Source organism: Candidatus Neomarinimicrobiota bacterium, assembly GCA_021734025.1.
In the GTDB taxonomy this organism is placed as follows: Bacteria; Fidelibacterota; JAANXI01; order JAANXI01; family JAANXI01; genus JAANXI01.
This window is the reverse complement of record JAIPJS010000006.1, coordinates 1-20,630: the sequence shown is the minus strand read 5'-3', so window position 1 is coordinate 20,630 and position 20,630 is coordinate 1. Positions and strand designations below refer to the sequence as shown.

15 protein-coding genes are annotated in these 20,630 nt (G+C 38.6%); 14 read left to right on the top strand and 1 reads right to left on the bottom strand.

The features are described from left to right. The first annotated feature begins 109 nt into the window (after positions 1-109). From K9N57_08455 to K9N57_08390, 14 genes are all read left to right on the top strand, one after another. Positions 110-1,303, top strand: a complete 1,194-nt coding sequence (locus tag K9N57_08455; GenBank protein ID MCF7804207.1) for an IS256 family transposase — start codon at positions 110-112, stop codon at positions 1,301-1,303. Between the two features lie 787 nt (positions 1,304-2,090). Then, positions 2,091-3,518 carry an oligosaccharide flippase family protein gene (locus K9N57_08450; GenBank protein MCF7804206.1) on the top strand — a complete coding sequence of 476 codons (1,428 nt, stop codon included), beginning with the start codon at positions 2,091-2,093 and terminating at the stop codon, positions 3,516-3,518. A 50-nt stretch (positions 3,519-3,568) separates the two neighbouring features. Then, positions 3,569-4,618 (top strand): hypothetical protein, encoded by a 1,050-nt coding sequence (locus K9N57_08445; GenBank protein MCF7804205.1) that lies wholly within the window; start codon positions 3,569-3,571, stop codon positions 4,616-4,618. 302 nt (positions 4,619-4,920) lie between these two features. Continuing rightward, positions 4,921-5,721, top strand: a complete 801-nt coding sequence (locus K9N57_08440) for a sulfotransferase domain-containing protein (protein MCF7804204.1) — start codon at positions 4,921-4,923, stop codon at positions 5,719-5,721. 5 nt (positions 5,722-5,726) lie between these two features. After that, complete coding sequence (locus K9N57_08435) at positions 5,727-6,398, top strand: CatB-related O-acetyltransferase (protein MCF7804203.1); 672 nt, start codon at positions 5,727-5,729, stop codon at positions 6,396-6,398. A 1,113-nt stretch (positions 6,399-7,511) separates the two neighbouring features. Further along, on the top strand, positions 7,512-8,690 hold the full coding sequence (locus K9N57_08430; protein ID MCF7804202.1) for a hypothetical protein: 1,179 nt from the start codon (positions 7,512-7,514) through the stop codon (positions 8,688-8,690). Continuing rightward, entirely contained in the window at positions 8,691-9,593 is a 903-nt protein-coding gene (locus K9N57_08425; GenBank protein ID MCF7804201.1) for a glycosyltransferase, read from the top strand. Between the two features lies 1 nt (position 9,594). Then, the gene (locus tag K9N57_08420) at positions 9,595-10,743 is read left to right on the top strand and encodes a glycosyltransferase (GenBank protein ID MCF7804200.1); all 1,149 of its coding nucleotides are present in this window, start codon (positions 9,595-9,597) and stop codon (positions 10,741-10,743) included. Positions 10,744-10,760: 17 nt separating this feature from the next. Beyond that, positions 10,761-11,906 carry a glycosyltransferase family 4 protein gene (locus tag K9N57_08415; GenBank protein ID MCF7804199.1) on the top strand — a complete coding sequence of 382 codons (1,146 nt, stop codon included), beginning with the start codon at positions 10,761-10,763 and terminating at the stop codon, positions 11,904-11,906. Further along, positions 11,903-12,880, top strand: coding sequence for a GDP-mannose 4,6-dehydratase (locus tag K9N57_08410; GenBank protein ID MCF7804198.1), 978 nt, complete (start codon positions 11,903-11,905; stop codon positions 12,878-12,880). Before K9N57_08415 ends, K9N57_08410 begins: the two co-directional genes overlap by 4 nt. 91 nt (positions 12,881-12,971) lie before the next feature. Next, positions 12,972-14,798 (top strand): hypothetical protein, encoded by a 1,827-nt coding sequence (locus K9N57_08405; GenBank protein ID MCF7804197.1) that lies wholly within the window; start codon positions 12,972-12,974, stop codon positions 14,796-14,798. 1,307 nt (positions 14,799-16,105) lie between these two features. Then, on the top strand, positions 16,106-16,417 hold the full coding sequence (locus K9N57_08400) for a DUF4258 domain-containing protein (GenBank protein MCF7804196.1): 312 nt from the start codon (positions 16,106-16,108) through the stop codon (positions 16,415-16,417). Next, a complete protein-coding gene (locus K9N57_08395; protein ID MCF7804195.1) occupies positions 16,414-16,656 on the top strand; it encodes a type II toxin-antitoxin system MqsA family antitoxin in 243 nt (80 codons plus the stop codon). The genes K9N57_08400 and K9N57_08395 overlap by 4 nt, the downstream gene beginning before the upstream one ends. A 481-nt stretch (positions 16,657-17,137) precedes the next feature. Beyond that, positions 17,138-17,431 carry a GIY-YIG nuclease family protein gene (locus K9N57_08390; GenBank protein ID MCF7804194.1) on the top strand — a complete coding sequence of 98 codons (294 nt, stop codon included), beginning with the start codon at positions 17,138-17,140 and terminating at the stop codon, positions 17,429-17,431. Between the two features lie 997 nt (positions 17,432-18,428). Here K9N57_08390 and K9N57_08385 read toward each other — a convergent pair. Further along, entirely contained in the window at positions 18,429-20,153 is a 1,725-nt protein-coding gene (locus K9N57_08385) for a hypothetical protein (GenBank protein ID MCF7804193.1), read from the bottom strand. Between the last annotated feature and the right edge of the window lie 477 nt (positions 20,154-20,630).

Genomic DNA, 20,630 nt, shown 5'->3' with positions numbered 1-20,630 from the left:
TGGTAGTGTAAATTCATGTTCGCAATTTCAAAATAATTGATAGGAAATAGCCATCGATGCCTCCTAATTTTCAGATAACCAATCATGAAAACACCCACGGAGGACACCGATGGCTTCGAACAAAGATACCGCAATCTATGAGGGATTACTATCACAATTTATCAGCGAAGCCGACCCACTCCAAGCCATGCTGGAATGGATCGCGCACCAGATGATGCAGGTGGAAGCCAGCCAGAAAGTGGGCGCCCCCAAAGGGACGCACTCGACACAGGGGAAGACCTACTTTTCCGGCACGCGCGTCCGCCGGTTTGATACGCGGCTCGGGACGATGTATCTCCTCGTGCCGAAGCTCCGTTCAGGCGGCTATATTCCCTTCTTTGTCACCGCAAAGAAACGGTCGGAACAAGCCTTGATGGAGGTCGTTCGGGAAGCGTTCGTGAATGGCGTCTCCACTCGCAAGATCGAGCGGTTAGCCCACACCTTGGGCATCGAAAACATCTCAGCAGGCCAAGTCTCGGCCATTAGTCAGGCACTGGATGCCCAAGTCGAGGCCTTTCGCACGCGCGAACTCGAGGCGGAGTATCCTGTCTTATGGATCGATGCGCTCTATGAGAAAATCCGGGTCAATCACCGGGGCCAGAATCTGGCCGTCCTCGTGGTCATGGGCATCACGCGGGACGGGACGCGCGACGTACTCGCCGTCGAACCCATGTATCAGGAATCGCAGGACACCTATCAGGCGCTGTTCCGGCAATTAAAAGATCGGGGTCTGCAGGAGGTCTGGCTCTGTGTCTCGGATGCCCATCAGGGGTTGCAGGCGGCGATTCAGGAAGAATTTCTAGGCTGTAGCTGGCAGCGCTGTAAGGTCCACTTCATGCGGAATATCCTGGCCAAGGTGAGTCCGAAGCAGAAAGCCACCGTGGCGCAACGCTTGAAACAGATCTGGCACCAACCGGACCTCACTACGGCCCGCCGCTATGCTGAAACGGTGATAGACGAATATACCGAGGCGTTTCCCGACGCGATGGTGCTCTTGGAGGCGGGCTTAGAAGACAGCCTGCAATCGTATGCGTTTGCCAACCTGGATGCCCGGAAGATCAGTTCCACGAATGTCTTGGAACGGCTCAATCGGGAGATCCGGCGCCGGTCTCGTGTGGCCGCACCGTTTCCCAGTATGGCCTCGTACCTGCGGCTTATTACCTGCTATCTCATCGAATATACGGAGGACTGGAGTACCGGCCGGAGCTATATCAGCGCGACAAACATCGAAGCACAAGCGGAGGCGTTACCCAAAGCGGCGTAGGAGGCATATAATGGCACCCTTTCATGAAATTGCGAACTTTACTTGACACAACCAAAAATTTGGATAATAATCCAGAAAAAAATGAAAGAAAACATACAAAAATTATGTACGATAGTTGTATCATTGCATAATAGGTACAATGAAGCTACAAGATTGTATTCTTATTTTTGAAAATACTTAGATCAAGTAAATTCTTGGTATATTAGACAAGTAACTAAATTGATACCTGTTTTAATAGTTTTTTTAGTTCCGACAAATTTACATATTACAGGCACTTCAAACGCATTACGTCTTATTCAGAAAAACTGACAAAAGGAATTAATGGATTCGTAAACACAAAATATTCGGTTATTTGTGCTGGAATGATTTCATTGCTATAAAATGGATTAAAGAGATGCATCGAATTTTTTGAGAATAACCTTGATTATGTTGTCTGTAGAGGTAAAAAATATGATATTTGTTAATGATGAAAGAATATCAGAGGAAATATTATTTTTAGATGGCCCCCCCCCCCCCCCCAAATCAATCTTAAATCAACTGGAACCAACTAAATATTCAAATCCCGATAATCCTTATAATACTGACTTTATTTGTATAAAAGAGTTAATTAAAAAAATCGCATTAATAAAGCAATCGTAGGTTAAAGACTATAGGGGAATATTATATAGGAAGGATACATTAAAAAAGGGAAAACAAAGACAGTTAGAAATTTTTGTTTTCTGATTATCACCGCAAACTAGTTTGTTTCAGGTTAATATTGTTTCTAATCTAGAAAAATTAAAATTACTTGCCCAATAATATAGCTAAAAACACCGTTATGTATACTTTAGGGAATATACTCCCCAAAGTATCCAGTTATATATTGTTACCTATTTATACACGTTATCTTACACCATCTGAATATGGCATTGTAAATTCTATGGGTGTATTGAATATAGCGCTTGCAGTATTTTTTTCACTAAGCCTTGAACGGGCAATTATGCGGCTTTACTGGGATTATGAATCCGAAGAAAAACGGCGTGATTTCCTTGGTACTATAGCATTGGCTGTTGCTGGTATTGCCACAGTAATTTTATGCACACTTTTTTTAATGCACAAGTATGTTGGTATGATATACAAAGGAATTGAGTTCTTCCCGTATTTTGCGTTAGCTATTTTGTTATCGTACTTTCAAACCTATTCCCTAGTTCCAAAAAAGTATCTACTACTGAAAGGAAAATCAGGTATATTTATAGGTATCTCTGCTTTTGAAACGATAATAAATGCAGGTTTCATTTTATGGTTTGTTGTAGGAACTAGATCGGGGGCTGTTGGGTTTTTACAGGCTCAATTATTAGGATCTGTTATTTTTATACCAGTTTTTCTATATATGATATATAATAATACTAATTTACATTTTCATATAGATACCTTAAAATCTGCGCTATCTTTTAGTTTACCTATTATCCCTTCGATACTGGCGGCTTGGGTGTTAAACATGTCTGATCGGATTTTTATTGAGAGATATTTTGATCTTAATATGGTTGGTATATATTCCTTAGGTTACAAAATAGCAGGATTAGTGTTATTAGTTACTGGTGGATTTGGAATGGCTTATGCCCCGGAATTTTTCAGGCTCGCCAATTCGAAAAATCAAGTGAAAGCCAGAAAAAAAATATCAGAATATAATCATGTAAATATCCTATTAATTATTATGGTTTGTTTTGGAATTGCATTTTTTAGTAAGGAAGTGATTACCGTATTATTTGACAAAAGATATATTGAATCTTATCAATTCACTTTACTCATCTCATTTTCATATCTTTTTTCGGCTGCTACCGGAATTACGAGCAAATTTTTTCAACAATCGAAAAAAATGATGCAAAATGCTGGACTCTCAATTTTTGCGGGCGGGATTAATATTATACTAAATTTTACTTTAATACCGCCTTACGGAGCTTTTGGAGCCGCCTATGCTACAATAATTTCAATGGCGATCACATTTTATATTTCGTATTTTTTTGCAAGAAAATATTGTTATTTTGTACCAATAAATTGGAGAAAAATTCTTCCTGTAATAGGTATATTGGTTTTATTAGTAGTTACATTTCAGTATCTAATAGTATTTGATATATTACTTACAATTATAATTAAAATGAGCATTATGTTTATTTTAGGTTTTGTTTTTATAAAGAAATATTATTATAGAATTCGCCTAATCATTATTAAAGGATAACTAAACACTTAGTTGAGCATTAGTGTTGTTTGGGGTTAGCGTTTATAGCAATGTATAAAAATATTATATTTTGTCTGTCATATTTAAATATACCAATCACACTGCAGTTAATTGAAAATTATGGTGCAGATAGATCATTAGTAATTACGAATAATGACAGTTTATTTGAATTTTTCAGTTATTTGTATGGTGAACAAATTTTATTCTCTACAGAAAAACCGAGTAAATATGCTGAATTTTATAATCAAATTAATCCCATAAAAGGTTCTCTATATTTTTTAATTTCTTGGGTAAATAGAATTAAATATAAAAAAATATTTTTATCTATATCAGATAAGGATGTTTACTTTTTCATTAAAGGTTATGCAATTTTTGAAGCATTTATTGTAAAGCTACTGTCAAAAAATAACGAAATATTTTATAAAAGATCCGTAGATCTTTCTCAGTTGAAAGGATATGAGACGGTATTGGTCAAAATTCAAAAAAAACTTATTAAAGCATTTTACGGTGTTGAAGTAGATGTCCTCAATAACGCAGATCGTCCTTTATTTGCTTTGTCCAATGAATTTCTAAATAATATTAAGGTCAATTTTTTTGAATTACCCGATAATATCCAAAGAGTTAAAAAACCTATAATTGACAAATTTGATATTGGCAAATATAAAGGAGTATTATTATCTGGAAATACAGTTGATGAGAATTTTGTGCAGAAAAATGATTTCGTTAAAAATAATGATAAATTGATCAAGTATATGATGAAGAAATTTGGTAAAAATAACCTTGCATTGAAATTACATCCAAGATATAACACCAAGTATTCCAAAGAACACCAATTGCCAGAAATTAATAAAGTAATACCAGTAAGCCTGATTGCGGATTCATTTGATTTTATAATTGGATACGCATCTGCTGCGTTATTTGAGACCGCAAATAATGGAGGTCTAAGTATCTCTACTTTAGAATATTTTGAACCAATTTCGACTAACATGAAAAATAAATATATTGATTATTTACATAATAATTTAATTAAAGGAAATAATATATATTATTTTAAAAATTTACAAGAATTAGAAAATATATTTAACTTATTTGGGTTATAAAGTTAGTATGGAAGGTGATTTCAAAAGGATATTTTACAATAAATTTAATCGGGATAAATAATTTTTTCATATTTGAATTGAACTTCTTGATAATGCGAATTATTAATGCTCAATTATTTAACAAAAAAATATAAAAATGGTTACACTGCAAATAATTATAATGTCGATATTTTACAAACCAAATTTAAGTACGATAATAAGTTGGATAAACTAACTTAATAAGATAGTTGTATTGTGAGTATTAATTACACCATCATTACACTGTCAAATAAACAAAATTTAAATTCGTAGAGCTGTGATATATGAATATTAAAAATATGATTAGAAGATATAAAAGAATCCTATTAGAACAGTCGATTCGTAATTATCTAGAAGTGTTTGACGATGATATATTTTTAGTGTCTTATCCCCGCTCCGGAAATACTTGGATGAGATTTTTATTAGGTTCATTATTGTACGAGGAGAGAATTGATTGGAATAACTTTGAAGAATACATTCCAGATATATATAGGAATACGGATAAGGAGTTGAAAAAATTACAGAGACCTAGAGTACTAAAAAGTCACCATCCCTATGACAAAAGATACAATAAAGTTATTTATTTAGTAAGGGATGTAAGGGATGTTTTAGTTTCTTATTATAAATTTCATTTAAAATTCGGAAAAATAAAAGATGGATATTCTTTGGATGAATTTATTATAGATTTTGTCAGCGGAAACTTAGATGATTTTGGTACATGGGGTGAAAATGTAGAAGGTTGGATTGGTAATCGGAATAAAGTAAAATATGGCTTTTTATTAATTCGTTATGAGGATTTATTGGATGATACTTATGGTGAAATAATTAAGGTCTTAGAATTCTTAAATTGTAAGGTGGAGAAGGATAAAATTAATGATGCGATTGAGTGGTCTTCATTTTCGAATATGAGAAAACTCGAAAATAATCAGAAGGATTCTCAATTATTTAAAAATGCTGATAGAGATATTAAATTTGTTAATAAAGGCAAGTTTGGAACATGGAAAAACGTACTAAATAGCACCCAAAGGAATATTATTCATAACGAGTATTCCGATATTTTGGTTAAATTAGGATATAAAATATAATTTTCATGTATAACCGACTTAAACAATTCCTGTATCAAAAATATCTTAGTACAAAATTTGAAATTAAATTTTATAGTAATGTAAGGGTTAATAATAATTCAAAATTTGAAGGATGTAATGCTCTATATAATAATGTCTCTTTTTTGAATTCAGAATTAGGCTTGGGTAGTTATATTGCTAATAATTCTATTATTAAAAAAACTAAGATCGGCCGTTTCTGTTCGATTGGCGGTAATGTGAGAACAGGTTTGGGAATTCACCCAACCAAAAAATTCGTATCAACGCACCCGGCTTTCTATTCTCTTAAAAAACAAGCAGGTTTTACTTTTGTTAAAAAACAGTTATTTGAGGAGCATAGGTATGTGGATGAAGAGAAAAAATATTATGTAGAAATAGGTAATGATGTATGGATTGGTAATAATGTTTTAATTTTGGATGGAGTTAAAATAGGTAATGGCGCAGTGATTGCCGCTGGTTCGATTGTAAATAAAAATGTTGATGATTATGCCATTGTAGGTGGTATTCCATCTGAAATTATTAAATATAGGTATGGTGAAAATATTAGAGATATACTTTTAAAAATTAAGTGGTGGAAATGGAATGTAGAGGAATTTAAAAAAAAATCGGATAAGTTTAAAAATATTGATCTTTTTATAAATGAATTTAGCAATGATTAATTAATTTAATATATGGTGGAGTTTCAAATAATCTCTGGGTTTATCTTGTGTTTAAACTTTGTTTTTTCAATTAATTAGGGCTTACCACGAGAATAGCGGAATTTTTCGACTTAATTTCAATGAGTCTGGTATAAAAACGGGCTAAAGCCCTAATAAAGTTCAAAATTTTTCAAAGACCCCGCCATTTATGGCGGGACTATTCGAATTTTTGGGTTTCATGCTTATTAGACAAAAATATTCTCATAGGTATGAACTTTTTTAGAGTAGACTCTTCAATATTAAATGATATGTTTTTTCCTGTCGGTATTTAAATCTGAATTCACATTTCTTCAGATCCATAAAATGTTCTGTGAGCGATCTCACGAAACTTGGATAGTCGAGTTTTGCCAAACTGCATAAGGTCACAATCTCATTAATATTACTCTGGGGTGACGCTAATTCATTGACGCGATGCCACACATGAAATAGTTTTTAATAGCCCATATCGACCAAACTATTGTAGCCGTACCAGCTGTTACTCTGGATGATCGAAACTACACTCACGCGCCCCCGAATGGCTTGCTGCAACATGTGTGTCTGCCATTCGGTTCAGTCTCAATAGAGATGAATCCGTTTCGATTGAATTTGCCGAAGACGGTCGTTTTTCCCCGTGCCCCTTGGCCCTAGCACTCGCGAATTAGCTTCGCTCCAGGGTAATTTTCGTCGACATTCACTTCGCCGGCAAACTGTAATTTAGTTTCATAGAAGGCAGCAATACTTTAACGGATGGCTCACAAATACCGGTGATCGTATTCCGATGTATTCCGGGTGACACCGCAATTATAGTGGACTCAATAGCCAGGATAAATAATTAAACCATGTCCCTAAATTGGGCCTCCGAGATTTTTGTGCGATTGGCAAACTTGTTACACCGCACAATAACTGCAATATATCGATTTTTGGGATTACTTTTATATTCATGAGCCAATTTTTTCTGTCTATCATTTGGTATTACAGTTACTTATCTAATTTATGATTAAAGAGTCTAAATATAATTATTTCTCAATCTTAATGGTCATGACATTTTTAAGACCATATCCATATGATATCGGAGGGGAGTATATTGTAAAGCGAGTGATAGATGCCATTTGGGGATTATTGGTTATTTACTTTTACTTTAAAGTCACCTTTAATACCAAAACGAAAATTAGAATAAGTAAAAATTCAAAGATACTATTAACTATATCAATAATAACAATAATTTCATTAACACTTGCAAACATATCTCAAAACAGGATTGTACTTTTTAGTGATTTTTTGGAATCCTATAGATATTTCTATTACTTTTTAGTGTTGAATGCTGGTTTTCAGTTGAACTGGACAAAAGATACCCTTGAACGTTATTTAATTAGTCCAATAATAGTAGCTGTCATTATATCGGGTGCGATCTCAATATTAGCAGCCCTAAGCCCATTGTTAGCAAAGTATATTTCTAAGATTTATTTACTTAAATCAACTTATGGTCTCCCCGAATTGCAAAGTATTAGTGGTCCATTTAGGATAAGGATTAGTGGTACTTTTGGTAATCCGAATCATTATGGGGTTGCGCTTAATATCGTATTACCTTTTTTGTTTTATAGGGCTAAATTAAAGACAGAAAATCTGGAAAAGGCGATTTATTACCTTTTAATTTTATTTAATTTAATTCTAATAATTTCCACTGGCTCAAGAACTGCAATGGTTGGGGCAATTATCCAGTTGCCTTTTCTTTCGATGATTAATTACAAAGGTTCTAGGTCATTAAGTATTTCCTATTCAAAATTGATTTTAGTTATACTGGTTTTCTCTGTATTGTTTAAGTTTACATATGATATTTTTTCTAGAGTAAATGTTACAGTGAACCAGATTATGGATATTGGGCTTTTGGGTGTTGACTCTTTACGAATCAAATTTGAATGGAGTATGCACCTATTAGAAAAGGTTCTGTCAGAAGCGCCATTTTTCGGTTTTGGACCTTCAGAACAATACGGTTCATTATTTGGTGATAATCAAATAAGTGCAACTTTATACAGATTTGGGCTGGTTGGAATTTTACTGTATTTGTTATTTTGGTTCAATTTATTATATATTTTATTAAAAAACAGCTATTTTATTCAATATATAAATATATATACATTTATAATGATCTGCGTTTTTATGTTATTTGGATTGACCGGAAAGTTTTTTGATGCAACCCAAATTACAACATTTTTATTCCTGATTGTTGGTGTAATTCTGCAAATTAATTCTCAAAAGAAGGAATTTCAGTCCTAAATGTTACCTAAAATTAGCATAATAACACCTTCTTTTAATCAATCGGAGTTTTTAGAACTCTCAATTAAATCAGTTATTGAACAAAATTATCCTAATCTGGAATTTATTGTGATGGATGGCGGTAGTAGTGACGAGACTCTAGATATTTTAAATAAATACGATAAAGATATCGATTATTGGAAAAGTGAAAGGGATCGAGGGCAGGCCGATGCAATTAATAAGGGATTTAAGTTATCTAATGGCATAATTATCGGTTGGTTAAATTCAGATGATTTACTCGCACCAAACTCCCTTTTTAAAGTGGCAGAAGCCTACAATACAAATCCAGGGGAAAAGATTTTTTTTGGTGATTGTTCGGTAATAGACCACCGAGGGAATTTTGTTTCAACTAAAATAACGAAAGATTTTGATTGGCACACAATATTATTGGGTAAGAGTCTGGGACAGCCTGCGGTTTTCATGAACAGGGAAATTTTGAAAGAAATAGGATATCTTGAATATCAATTGCAATATGCTCTTGACTGGGCTTTTTTTTTAAAAGCATTTTATTTTTATAAAAACAATCAAACAAAATACATTAATTCAGTATTAGGGATTTCCAGAGAATATGAAGGGACGAAAAGTCGCACTGGCTTAAATGAAAAAGGGGAAGAACGAAGGGAGATTTTAAAAAAATTTTTTAAGGAATTTATTAGTGTTGATAAATCGACAGCGATGAAAGCATACGCGGGAACATATAAGGTCCAATTTTTCGATGAATTGTTTGCTGCTAAATTACTGTCCTCCTTTCGGAGTATAATTTATGTTCTCTATTATAATCCCTCCATTATATTAAAAAATATTGATAAAATAAGGTGGATAATTAATAAAGCGATGAATAGAGCACAAGAAAAGTACGAGTAAATTGCATTTAAATATTGACTATATAGCAAGCATTAATATAAATGGTAATTCAGGAAAGGAAAAAGCTACAGGGGAAAAGCTATCCGCTCTTGAATCGTCTCAACATAGTGTCGATAGTTTTGTTTTAAGGAAAGAGAGTTCAACATTAATTACTAAACTTTTTGTAATCATATTTTTAGAGTTAAACTATCTATTTAAGAAAATTTTTTCCAAAAATCCCCCAGATTTAATATTTACCAGAAGCACATTTGGGTTTAGCGAGTATATAATTGGCAACCTTTTTCATGTCCCAGTTATCAGGGAAATACACGGAGATTTTATTGACGAGGCTAATATATTTTTTGAAAAAAACAGAGTATTAAAATTATTCTCAGTTCTTTATTCAAAGTATATAAACTTCTTTTTAAAAAAATCTAATGGAATAATTTTTAATAATGACTTATTAGAAAAACACTTTACTGATAATTATAGACTCAATGGAATCCAAAAAATCACAATTTCAAATGGATGTAGTATAGATAAATTTTATCCTATCGACCCAAGTATTGCAAGACTGAAGTTAGGACTAGATCCGGATATAATTTATTTGTTATTCATCGGTTCCGTTAATAAATGGCATGGAGTCGAATATCTGATTGATACTCAAAATGAAATCAGCTCTTTATCAAATCGATTTAGACTTTTAATAGTTGGTGCAAATGAAAATTCATATGTAAATAAGTTAAAAGGAAAATCTTCAGCAAATAGGGATATTATTTTTAAGGGGCGAGTAAGTGCAGACGAATCATTACTGTATATTAATGCATCAAATATTAGCCTAATACCTGTGAATCCTGTTAGGGTAAGTCCCGGCAGCCCTTTGAAATTATTTGATACTATTGCTTGTGGGAAACCAGTCATCACACAGATAAATACTCCTGGTTATAGTGATATTACACAAAAATATAATATAGGATATACTTGCAACTTTTTTAAACCAAGAGAATCAGCACTAAAAATTATTGAAATATCAAAAAAAATAGATTATGAGGAGTTTAGAAATCATAATCGCCTTGTCGCGGAAAAATATTTGAGCTGGAATAAAATAATAGAAAAATGGATTTCATTTGGATTGTTAGTTAAAAAGGGAAGTAAATCAGTTGCTTATTGAGGGATTAACGAATTAAAATGTTATCTGGACGTTTACTTTTTGTTATAAATCATACTGATTTCTTTCTTTCCCACAGATTACCTATTGCTTTAGCTGCGGCAGATAAAGGGCTGAGTGTACACGTTGCATCAATGAAAACTCCAGCAGCCAATCAATTAACCTATTACAATATTACTTGGCATCAGCTACCCCTTGAGGCTGGAGGAATGAATCCATTTTCTGATTTAAATCTTTTAATTCATCTAGTTAGTTTATACAAAAGTATTAAACCGGACTTAATCCATCATGTAACCATAAAACCAATAATTTATGGTGGTATTGCATCGCGATTGACTAAAATGCCAGCCGTAGTACACGCCCTTTCTGGGCTAGGGTTTTTGTTTATTGCTAATGATATTAAAACAAAATTTATTAGGAAGATATTAAGTATATTTTTAAAGTTTGCGTTTACACATAAAAATTTAAAATTAATTTTACAAAATCCGGATGATAGGAGGGAGTTTGTAAATAAAAATATTGTTAATGAAGAAAAAGTTAAAATTATAAAAGGTTCCGGTGTTGATCCAAACAAGTTCAAGCCTAGCCCAAAACAGCAAAAAAATACTCCCAAAATTTTGTTTGCCTCAAGGATGCTCAGAGATAAAGGGCTTATTGAATTCATTAATGCTTCGGAAATAATCGTAAAGATGGGATATAAAGCAAAATTTATTCTTGTTGGAACACCAGATAGTAATAACCCTCAGTCGGTAACAAAGGAACAATTACACAAATTCACTAAACATGATTTTATCTCTTGGGAAGGATACCGAAGTGACATGGAGCATGTTTTTCACGAATCAGATATTGTATGTTTACCTTCTTATAGAGAGGGTTTGCCCAAAGTATTAATTGAAGCAGCTTCTTGTGGAAAACCCATTGTTACCACTGACGTTCCTGGTTGTAGGGAAATTGTGAAAAATGGTTTGAATGGTTTTTTAGTGCCTCCCAAAGACTCAAAATCTTTAGCAAATGCAATCATAAAATTGATTGATAATCCAGCACTAAGAAAACGAATGGGAAAAAATGGGCGTGAAATGGTGCTAAAGGAGTTTACTTTAGAAAAGGTCATTAGTGATACATTAAATATTTATCAAGAATTATTAAAGAAAGAGTATAAACCATGAAATATCTCATAACAGGAGGCGCAGGGTTCATCGGATCGAACCTCGCTGATCAATTAATTGAAAACGGACACAAGGTAGTCGTAATCGATGATTTGTCAACAGGCCGGCTGGAAAATATTAACCACCTGAGTGATAACGACAATTTCGAGTACCATGTTGCCAATATTATGAATTACGGGTTGCTTGAGTATTTGGTTGAACAGGCCGATATTGTATATCATTTGGCAGCCGCTGTCGGTGTAAGGTTGATTATGGAAAACCCGGTGGAAACCATCATCACCAATGTCCGTGGCACGGAAAATGTGCTGGAAGCCTGCAGCAAACACAATAAGAAGGTCCTTATTGCCTCTACCTCGGAGGTTTACGGAAAATTACAGGAATTAAACGGCGGTATTGACCTCCTGAATGAAGAGGACGACTGGATGCTTGGGCCAACGAGCAAGCGACGCTGGGCGTATGCCGCGTCAAAATCGTTGGATGAATTTCTTTCTCTCGCATACTACGATGAAAAAAAACTACCCGTTGTGATTGTGCGCCTGTTTAATACAGTTGGTCCACGGCAGCGAAGCCGCTACGGAATGGTGCTCCCGAATTTTGTCAAACGGGCGTTACTGAATGAAAAGATAACCGTACATGGTGATGGAGAACAGACGCGTAGTTTTACCTATATTGATGATGTGACGTGGGCGTTAACCGAATTAATGGAGCGGGAGGGCGTTTTCGGTCAGATTTATAATCTTGGCAACGGTGAAGAGATATCGATAAATGAACTGGCAGAACTTGTCAAGGAAAAAGCGGATAGCAAATCAGAAATTGTTCATATACCTTATGAAGAAGTGTATGGACCAGGCTTTGAGGATATGCAGAGAAGAACGCCTGATATCACTAAAATCCAGGAAGCGATAGGCTATGAACCGCAATACAATATTAACGAAATAGTTGAAAGGGTGATAAAGTATTACCGTACCCGATAAACATGTTTTAGAAAAATGTGTCTCAAGTCATTCGATTTCTACTATGGTTTATTATTATAGTATGTATGAGAAAATTTAACTTAGCCTGAATATGTCTTCCATTAATTATATCATACCGGCGGTATTATCATTCGCCACGGCAGTAATTACTACCCCGCTGGTGATGAAATTCGCCCGGAAGAAGGGGTTTATTGCAGAACCCACGGCTGATCGGTGGCATTCCAAACCGACCGCACTGCTGGGGGGTATAGCAATATTTCTGAGCATCGTAATCGGATTTAGTTATGCCGGGTTATTTAATAAAATGCCGTTGGGCATCTTCGCCGGTGGCCTTTTAATTTTTATCTCAGGCATTTTCGATGATATTAAGGGCGTGAAACCCTATGTAAAAACCATCATCCAGATTATTGCTGCCGGACTGGTTATTCTTTCGGGCATTGTGGTGGGTAAAGGGCTGCTGCCCCAGATTATAAGTCTCCCGGTTACCCTGCTCTGGATTGTGGGTTTGACCAACGCTATCAATCTGCTGGATAACATGGATGGCCTAAGCAGTGGTATCAGCGGGATTATCGGAATATTTCTCGGGGTGATATTCATTATGAATAATCAACCTACGCCAGCGATTCTCGCTTTCGTTATCTCTGGTGCATGTTTGGGGTTCCTTGTTTATAATTTTAATCCGGCAAAGATTTTTATGGGGGATAGCGGGAGCCTTCTACTGGGGTTTCTGCTGGCATCAGTCTCCCTGATTGGTACCATAGAAGTCAAATCCCAGGTGATGTTATCACTTGGAATCCCAGTCCTACTGATGGCGCTCCCGATATTTGATACAACGCTGGTGACCCTCAACCGCAAATTTTTCGGCAGGCCTATTAGCCAGGGCGGGAAAGATCACTCATCTCACCGACTGATTTCGTTGGGGTACAGCGAAAGACAGGTTGCCCTGATAATGTACGGATTTACCGCAATCGGCGGCATCATTGCTATCGGCTTGATGTACCTTGAATTGTCCATATCTATGTTGCTATTGTTAGTGACGGGAATTCTGTTTATTGGTGCGGGCGCGTTTTTTACGCGTATCAAGGTCTATTCGAAACAGGAATACAATTCGATATTGCGGTCGAATGGCGAAAAGACGCCCAATACCATAGTCAACACAGTGTTAATGTATAAAAGGCGTATTGCAGAGATTATAGTTGATGCAATCATTGTAATCTATTCGGTCTATGCGGCATTATGGCTACAATTTGGCGGATTAACACCGGAATTTGTCGAACCGTATATGATGCAGTTCATACCGATATTCGTACCGTTCGTTTTGGTCGTGTTTTATGGGTTTGGATTCTACAAAGATATCTGGCGCTACGTCACAATTTCGGATGTGACCAAAATTCTCGGAGCTGTTGCAACTGTTGTAGCGGTGTTGACGATTTTAAAGTTCACACTCAATATCCTACAGATACAATTCACGACAATTCTGATATTTGGAATGCTGCTCTTCCTACTTATCTCTGGGTTCAGAGTATCGGAACGGATAGTGGCGGATTTATTGAGAGGCCACTCTCTTAGTTCGGGTAACAAAAAGAATATACTATTTATTGGCGCAGGTGATACGGGCAACCTGGCAATACGGGAAATCAATCAAAACCAGGAATTAAACCTGAACCCGATTGGCTTTATCGATGACGATCCCACAAAACTCGGTGCGAAGATTAACGGTGTACCAGTTTTCGGAAATTTAAATAAACTAGAAGATATAGTTGAAAAACATAACGTCGATGAAATAATAATATCAATTACTAATATTGAAGATGAGTTATTGCATAAAATTTACGATAAATGTAAATCTACAGGGAAACCAATAAAAAGAGCTCAAATCAAACTTGATCAGGAAATTACAACTAACGGTTTAAAGTAAATGTATTTTGGTAAGTATCATAGCCACTATTGATTACCTTGGTGTATAACCTCTGTTTGCATTCTCCGTTAAAGGCAGCCACCGCATCATCTTTTCCGTGCTGATCCTCCTCCTCTTCACCGGCTTAGCATTGACGCACTTACACTCAGGTATTGGAACCAAACGGATAATACCGGACAGGAATGGAGAGACGTACCAGGGTACGCTTCTTCTTAGCTTAGCCCCCTCTGTCATTTCAACTGCAGGTCCGCCCACGTCGGACCGGAATGGAGAAATCCCGCTGTTTCATACATAAGGAATTCTCTAACACCGAGATCTCTCGACTGCGTCCCAACCAGTCGGGACTCCGCTTGAGATGACATAACATAATATCCTTCCATACCCTTGTCATTCCGACCGACTGAAAGGAGCGGAGAAATCTCGCTGTTTCATACATAAGGAATTCTCTAACGACGAGATCTCTCGACTGCGTCCCGACCAGTCGGGACTCCGCTCGAGATGACATAACATAATATCCTTCCATACCCCTGTCATTTCGACCAAGTCCGGTGTGTGGACGTGCGGAGAAATCCCGTTGTTCGATCCCTCCAGTCAAACACCCACCACCGAGATCTCTCCGTGCGTCGCCTGGCGGCTCCTTAGTCGAGATGACAAACGTGAATAATACACCACACCCCTGTCATTTCGACCGACCGCAGGGAGCGGAGAAATCTCGGTTTTTCATACATAAGGAACATTCTAACACCGAGATCTCTAGAATGCATCCCGACCGGTCGGGACTCCGCTCGAGATGACATAACATAATATCCTCCCATACCCCTGTCATTTCGACCAGTCCGGTGTGTGGACGTGCGGAGAAATCCCGTTGTTCGATCCCCCTCCAGTCAAACACCCACCATCGAGATCTCTCCATGCGTCACCTAGCGGCTCCTGAGTCGAGATGACGCAACATACTACTCTCCCATCAATTGTCATTTCGACCGACTGAAAGGAGCGGAGAAATCTCGGTTTTTCATACATAAGGAACATTCTAACACCGAGATCTCTCGACTGCGTCCCAACCAGTTGGGACTCCGCTCGAGATGACAGCCCTTTTCACTAGTGACTCCGCATTGTCATTTCGACCGACCGAAGGGAGCGGAGAAATCCCGTTGTTTTCCAAGCCCGGAGGGCTTGAACATGAATAGCCCCCGGTGACAACCGGGGGGTCACGGTCACCCAGTTCAAAACGGCAACCCCAAAAGGGTTGAATATAAGGTAATAGCATTCTGGTATTTTCCTGAGTAATGCCTTAGATTATTTTTATCATGATTGAAATGCTTTGGATACAGCGTTGTATTCAGGATGAAAAATATTTATTCTCCAAGCATGGCGACCAGGAACGCCAAAATGATAATTTAAAAATTCGGGAGATTGAGGAAGCACTGCAGGATGGAAAAATCATCGAATCATACCAGGACACCGGTCGTGGTGAAAGTTGCTTGGTCGCGGGATTCACAAAAGGCGGTAAGCCAGTCCATTGTGTTTGCGGGAGTCAGGAGAACCAAATGGTCATTATCACAGTATATATTCCCAAACCACCAAAATTTAAAAACCCGTATGAGAGAGGTACAGAATGATGAAGGTATGTAGTTTCTGTGGGCATACGACCTTTTCCGAAAAGAAAGTACAATATATTTACAGGCACGACGGTAACATGATGGTCGTGAATAACGTCCCCTGTCAGGAATGTGATTATTGTGGTGAACAATACTTTCAGGCAGAAGTGCTGAAAAAAATCGAGACGGATTTTGAAGATATTCGTACTGAACGAAAAAAACCGCAAAGACAAATTTCGGTTCCGGTAGAAGAGTATTAGAGAGACCTCTTGTCATTTCGACCGGCGCTTTCTCCGGCCGTGCCGGAGAAAGCAGAGTGGAGAAATCTCCTCTTTCCCCAATTCCCACCGAGTTTTATTCAAATGAAATTTTCCGTTTTTCCAGTTGGCCGCCTTGATTTTTTCCCACTTTTTTATCAAGAAAAAAGTGGAAGGGAAAAGAGAAAATAAATCAGGTCTGAAAATGCTCCAAATGGTAACCTGAATGACAAACCTCCCTTACGCTCCAAACCTTTGTCATTTCGACCAGTCCGGTGTGTGGACGTGCGGAGAAATCCCGTTGTTCGATCCCCCTCCAGTCAAACACCCACCATCGAGATCTCTCCGTGCGTCGCCTGGCGGCTCCTTAGTCGAGATGACGCTACATACTACCCTCCCATCAATTGTCATTTCGACCGACCGCAGGGAGTGGAGAAATCTCGTTGTTTCTCCTATACCCGTAACAAAAATGACCCCTCGACCAATGCGCGACCACAACTACCACGTCTACATCATGACCAACCCCGCCAACACCGTGCTCTACATCGGTATGACTAACACCATCGAACGCCGCGTCTGGGAACACAAAAACCACTGGATCCCCGGGTTTACCAAAAAGTACAACACAATCCACCTCGTCTATTATGAACACTTTGAAAATGTAGAAGAAGCCATCGCCCGTGAAAAACAAATAAAACGGTGGAACCGTCAGAAGAAGGAAGAACTCATTGCCACCCTGAACCCCGAATGGAAAGATCTCGCCGCTGACTGGTATTAACCAAGATAGATACCCACTGTCATTTCGACCGACCGAAGGGAGCGGAGAAATCTCGTCATTCCTTTCACTCCCATCCCCTGTCATTTCGACCGACTGAAAGGAGCGGAGAAATCTCGCTGTTTCATACATAAGGAATTCTCTAACACCGAGATCTCTCCATACGTCGCCTAGCGGCACCTGAGTCGAGATGACAAACGTGAATAATACACCACACCTCAGTCATTTCGACCGAGTTTGTTGTTTAGACGAGCGGAGAAATCCCGCTGTTTCATACATAAGGAACATTCTAACGACGAGATCTCTCGACTGCGTCCCGACCAGTCGGGACTCCGCTCGAGATGACATAACATAATATCCTTCCATACCCTTGTCATTCCGACCGACTGAAGGGAGTGGAGAAATCCCGTTGTTCGATCCCTCCAACTCAAACATCCACCACCGAGATCTCTCCGTGCGTCGCCTGGCGGCTCCTTAGTCGAGATGACGCTACATACTACCCTCCCATCAATTGTCATTTCGACCGACCGCAGGGAGCGGAGAAATCTCGGTTTTGTAATATTCTCCAAACTAATGTCATTTCGACTGCAGGTCCGACTTGGTCGGACCGAAATGGAGAAATCTCGTTGTTCCACAAGCCCGAAGGGCTTGAAAATGATTAGCCCCGGATGTCCCGGCGGGATCCCGTTGGGGCAATCCGGGGTATACGATCCCCCAAAATCCCCAACCCCAACGGGGTTGAACACCATTCCACCCCACATTCCGGAAATACCGCTTCCGCCATGTGGGGCTATGCTAATTATTATCCATCTCCGATGAATCGGAGATTCTACAGAAGAGTCCCTCGCCGTGTCTTGGGACGGACATCAATTCGAGTAGCCGGAGATGCAGCAAAGCGAAATCTCCGGAGATGTTGGAATTCTCTCAATCCCCGGGCAACCGGGGATTTTTTTATGTCCCGGAATTATTGGTAATGAAAAAGGTCACGAAACAAATTGACTTAGTAATCAAACCGCAATTGAAAGTAAAAGTAATTATCACTCCGCTCATTGACAGTTTGATACGTATATCCGGATAAAAGACGGATTATATTGGTTAGTTGAAATTCGCCACGTATCCCCAACTCTCTTGTGGTTGTTATTTCCCCCATTAACCAGGAAGTGCTGTAATCAAATTGAGTATTTCTTTCGTGATAATTCTGATTCGGATCCCCTCCATAGGGATAATACGACGGATCATTCGGTGAAAGAGGAGAAGAACCGTGTTTGAACTGGTTCCGGAAGAGAGACAAGCGCCCACGACGTCCAACCCAGATTCTGTTATCAATCGTGATTTGCTGCGAATTCGGTCCTCCGTAAAATCCGAGGGAACGCCCGTGATGGGTAAAGGAACTGCGTTCCGGCTTTTTATGGGTATACACCCATGGCCGGATTGCCGTGAATTCTACCCTGGTATCAACCGGAATATCGGCGACCGAGTAGGAGACCAGACTCCCGGCCTGTACACCCCATTTGTTCCCCCACCAGTCCTCCGCGATTCTGCTCGTAGATAACTCATCCAGAATAAAACTGCCATAGAACTCCAGTCCTGCGATAGGCTGAAAGGTCGATTCCAGAAAGAGAAGAACATTGTCATTATTATCCACGTTATGCTGGGTTGACCAGAGAAATGATAGTGGTACCAGGTACGCCATCTCCGGATCACGCCCGCCGTACACAACGGTTTCAGTCAGGTTGATCTGCCACCAGGAATACACAGGGATTTCCCAGCGATGGGTAACGAGGTATTTTTGCACCCAGTTTGATCCAGGCGTATATGTGAGTTTATAATTCTCCCATGGATAGGAGGAAAGCCAGCCATGCAGGAAGGTAAATCGGGTTGGCCCAAGCATCATCTGGTAGGAGAGATATGGTATTGGTGGAACGTTGTACGAAAGTGCTACCGGATTGGAGCTGACACCCCAAGCAAAGTTCTCCAGTCCCAAAGATAACGTACTCTTGTTGAACTGGTACTGAAGATATCCCCTGGAATAATCATAAGAAGTATACCGTACAGATTTGTTCGCAGTTGCCCGTACCCCACTATAAAAGCCCCCTCGGTAAAATTTTGAAACTTCTCCAAATCCTGGTTTCACCTGCTGATCATATATGTGCGCATCACTATATGCACTAAAATTTTCTCCGTAATTCACAGAAAGCCGGTATGCATGCTGGATCAGGTATCGTCCGGTTCCTGATTTATTTTCATATAACTGCATCTCATCCCAGTCCAGCCAGACAGCATCATTTTCCTCTTCATATACTGCAAGATGATGTTCCTCCTGTGCTGGCGTGTATCTAAAAACTTCCGTCAGCGCTCCAGTAAAATTATTCAACGACGAAAATGGGTGATAGGTATGCTTATCCGGCTGTAACTGAAAATACCGCTCATCCGTCAGCTCGTATCGATAATCTGAGATATATTCGTTCAGAATCTCCCTTTCGATACGGGAGAGTTCTGAACGCTGCTCGTCAAGCCGCCGCAACTGCTCTGCGATATAATCCCGCGTCAGCGGCCGGGTATCGTCCATGTAACCCGGCAAAAACCCGCGGGTCGCCATACGTTCTAAATAATCGTACACCGGATCGCCAATGCGAACGTGGAGTTGGGAAGCACTACTTTGTGTGCTCCCCAAAGCAAACAAAAGTAATATAATTCCGGAGAGGATTGATTTAACGAGACGCATTAGATTCCATTGTTTTGATTTTATAATGCATTCATGGTTTTCCTGGCCTCCACATCTCTTTCGTCTCGATGCCCGGCGCACCGAGAACAGGGCAACTCAGCTGTCTGACCAAAGGGAGTTCTGAGTTGCCCCGAGGAAGCCGCTGGCATCGCAGAAAGAGATGTGGTCGCCTTGAATTTTTCCCCACTTTTGTTTCAAGACAAAAGTGGGAGGTAGGTGGTGCTAGGCGCTCCAGGTAATCGTACACGGGGTCGCCGATACGAACATGAAGCTGGGAGGCGGTACTTTGTGTACCTCCCAGAATAAGGGATAATAATATAATCCCGGACATGATTGAATTAGCGATGCGCATGGAACTCCAGTTCGATTGTTAATTGATTGAAAAAGGTAACGAACATCGTGTTTTTAAAAAACTACAAATATATCCTCTTTTCTCTATTCTGTGTACTTTTTTAGAAAAAGTACCAAAAATCCGGC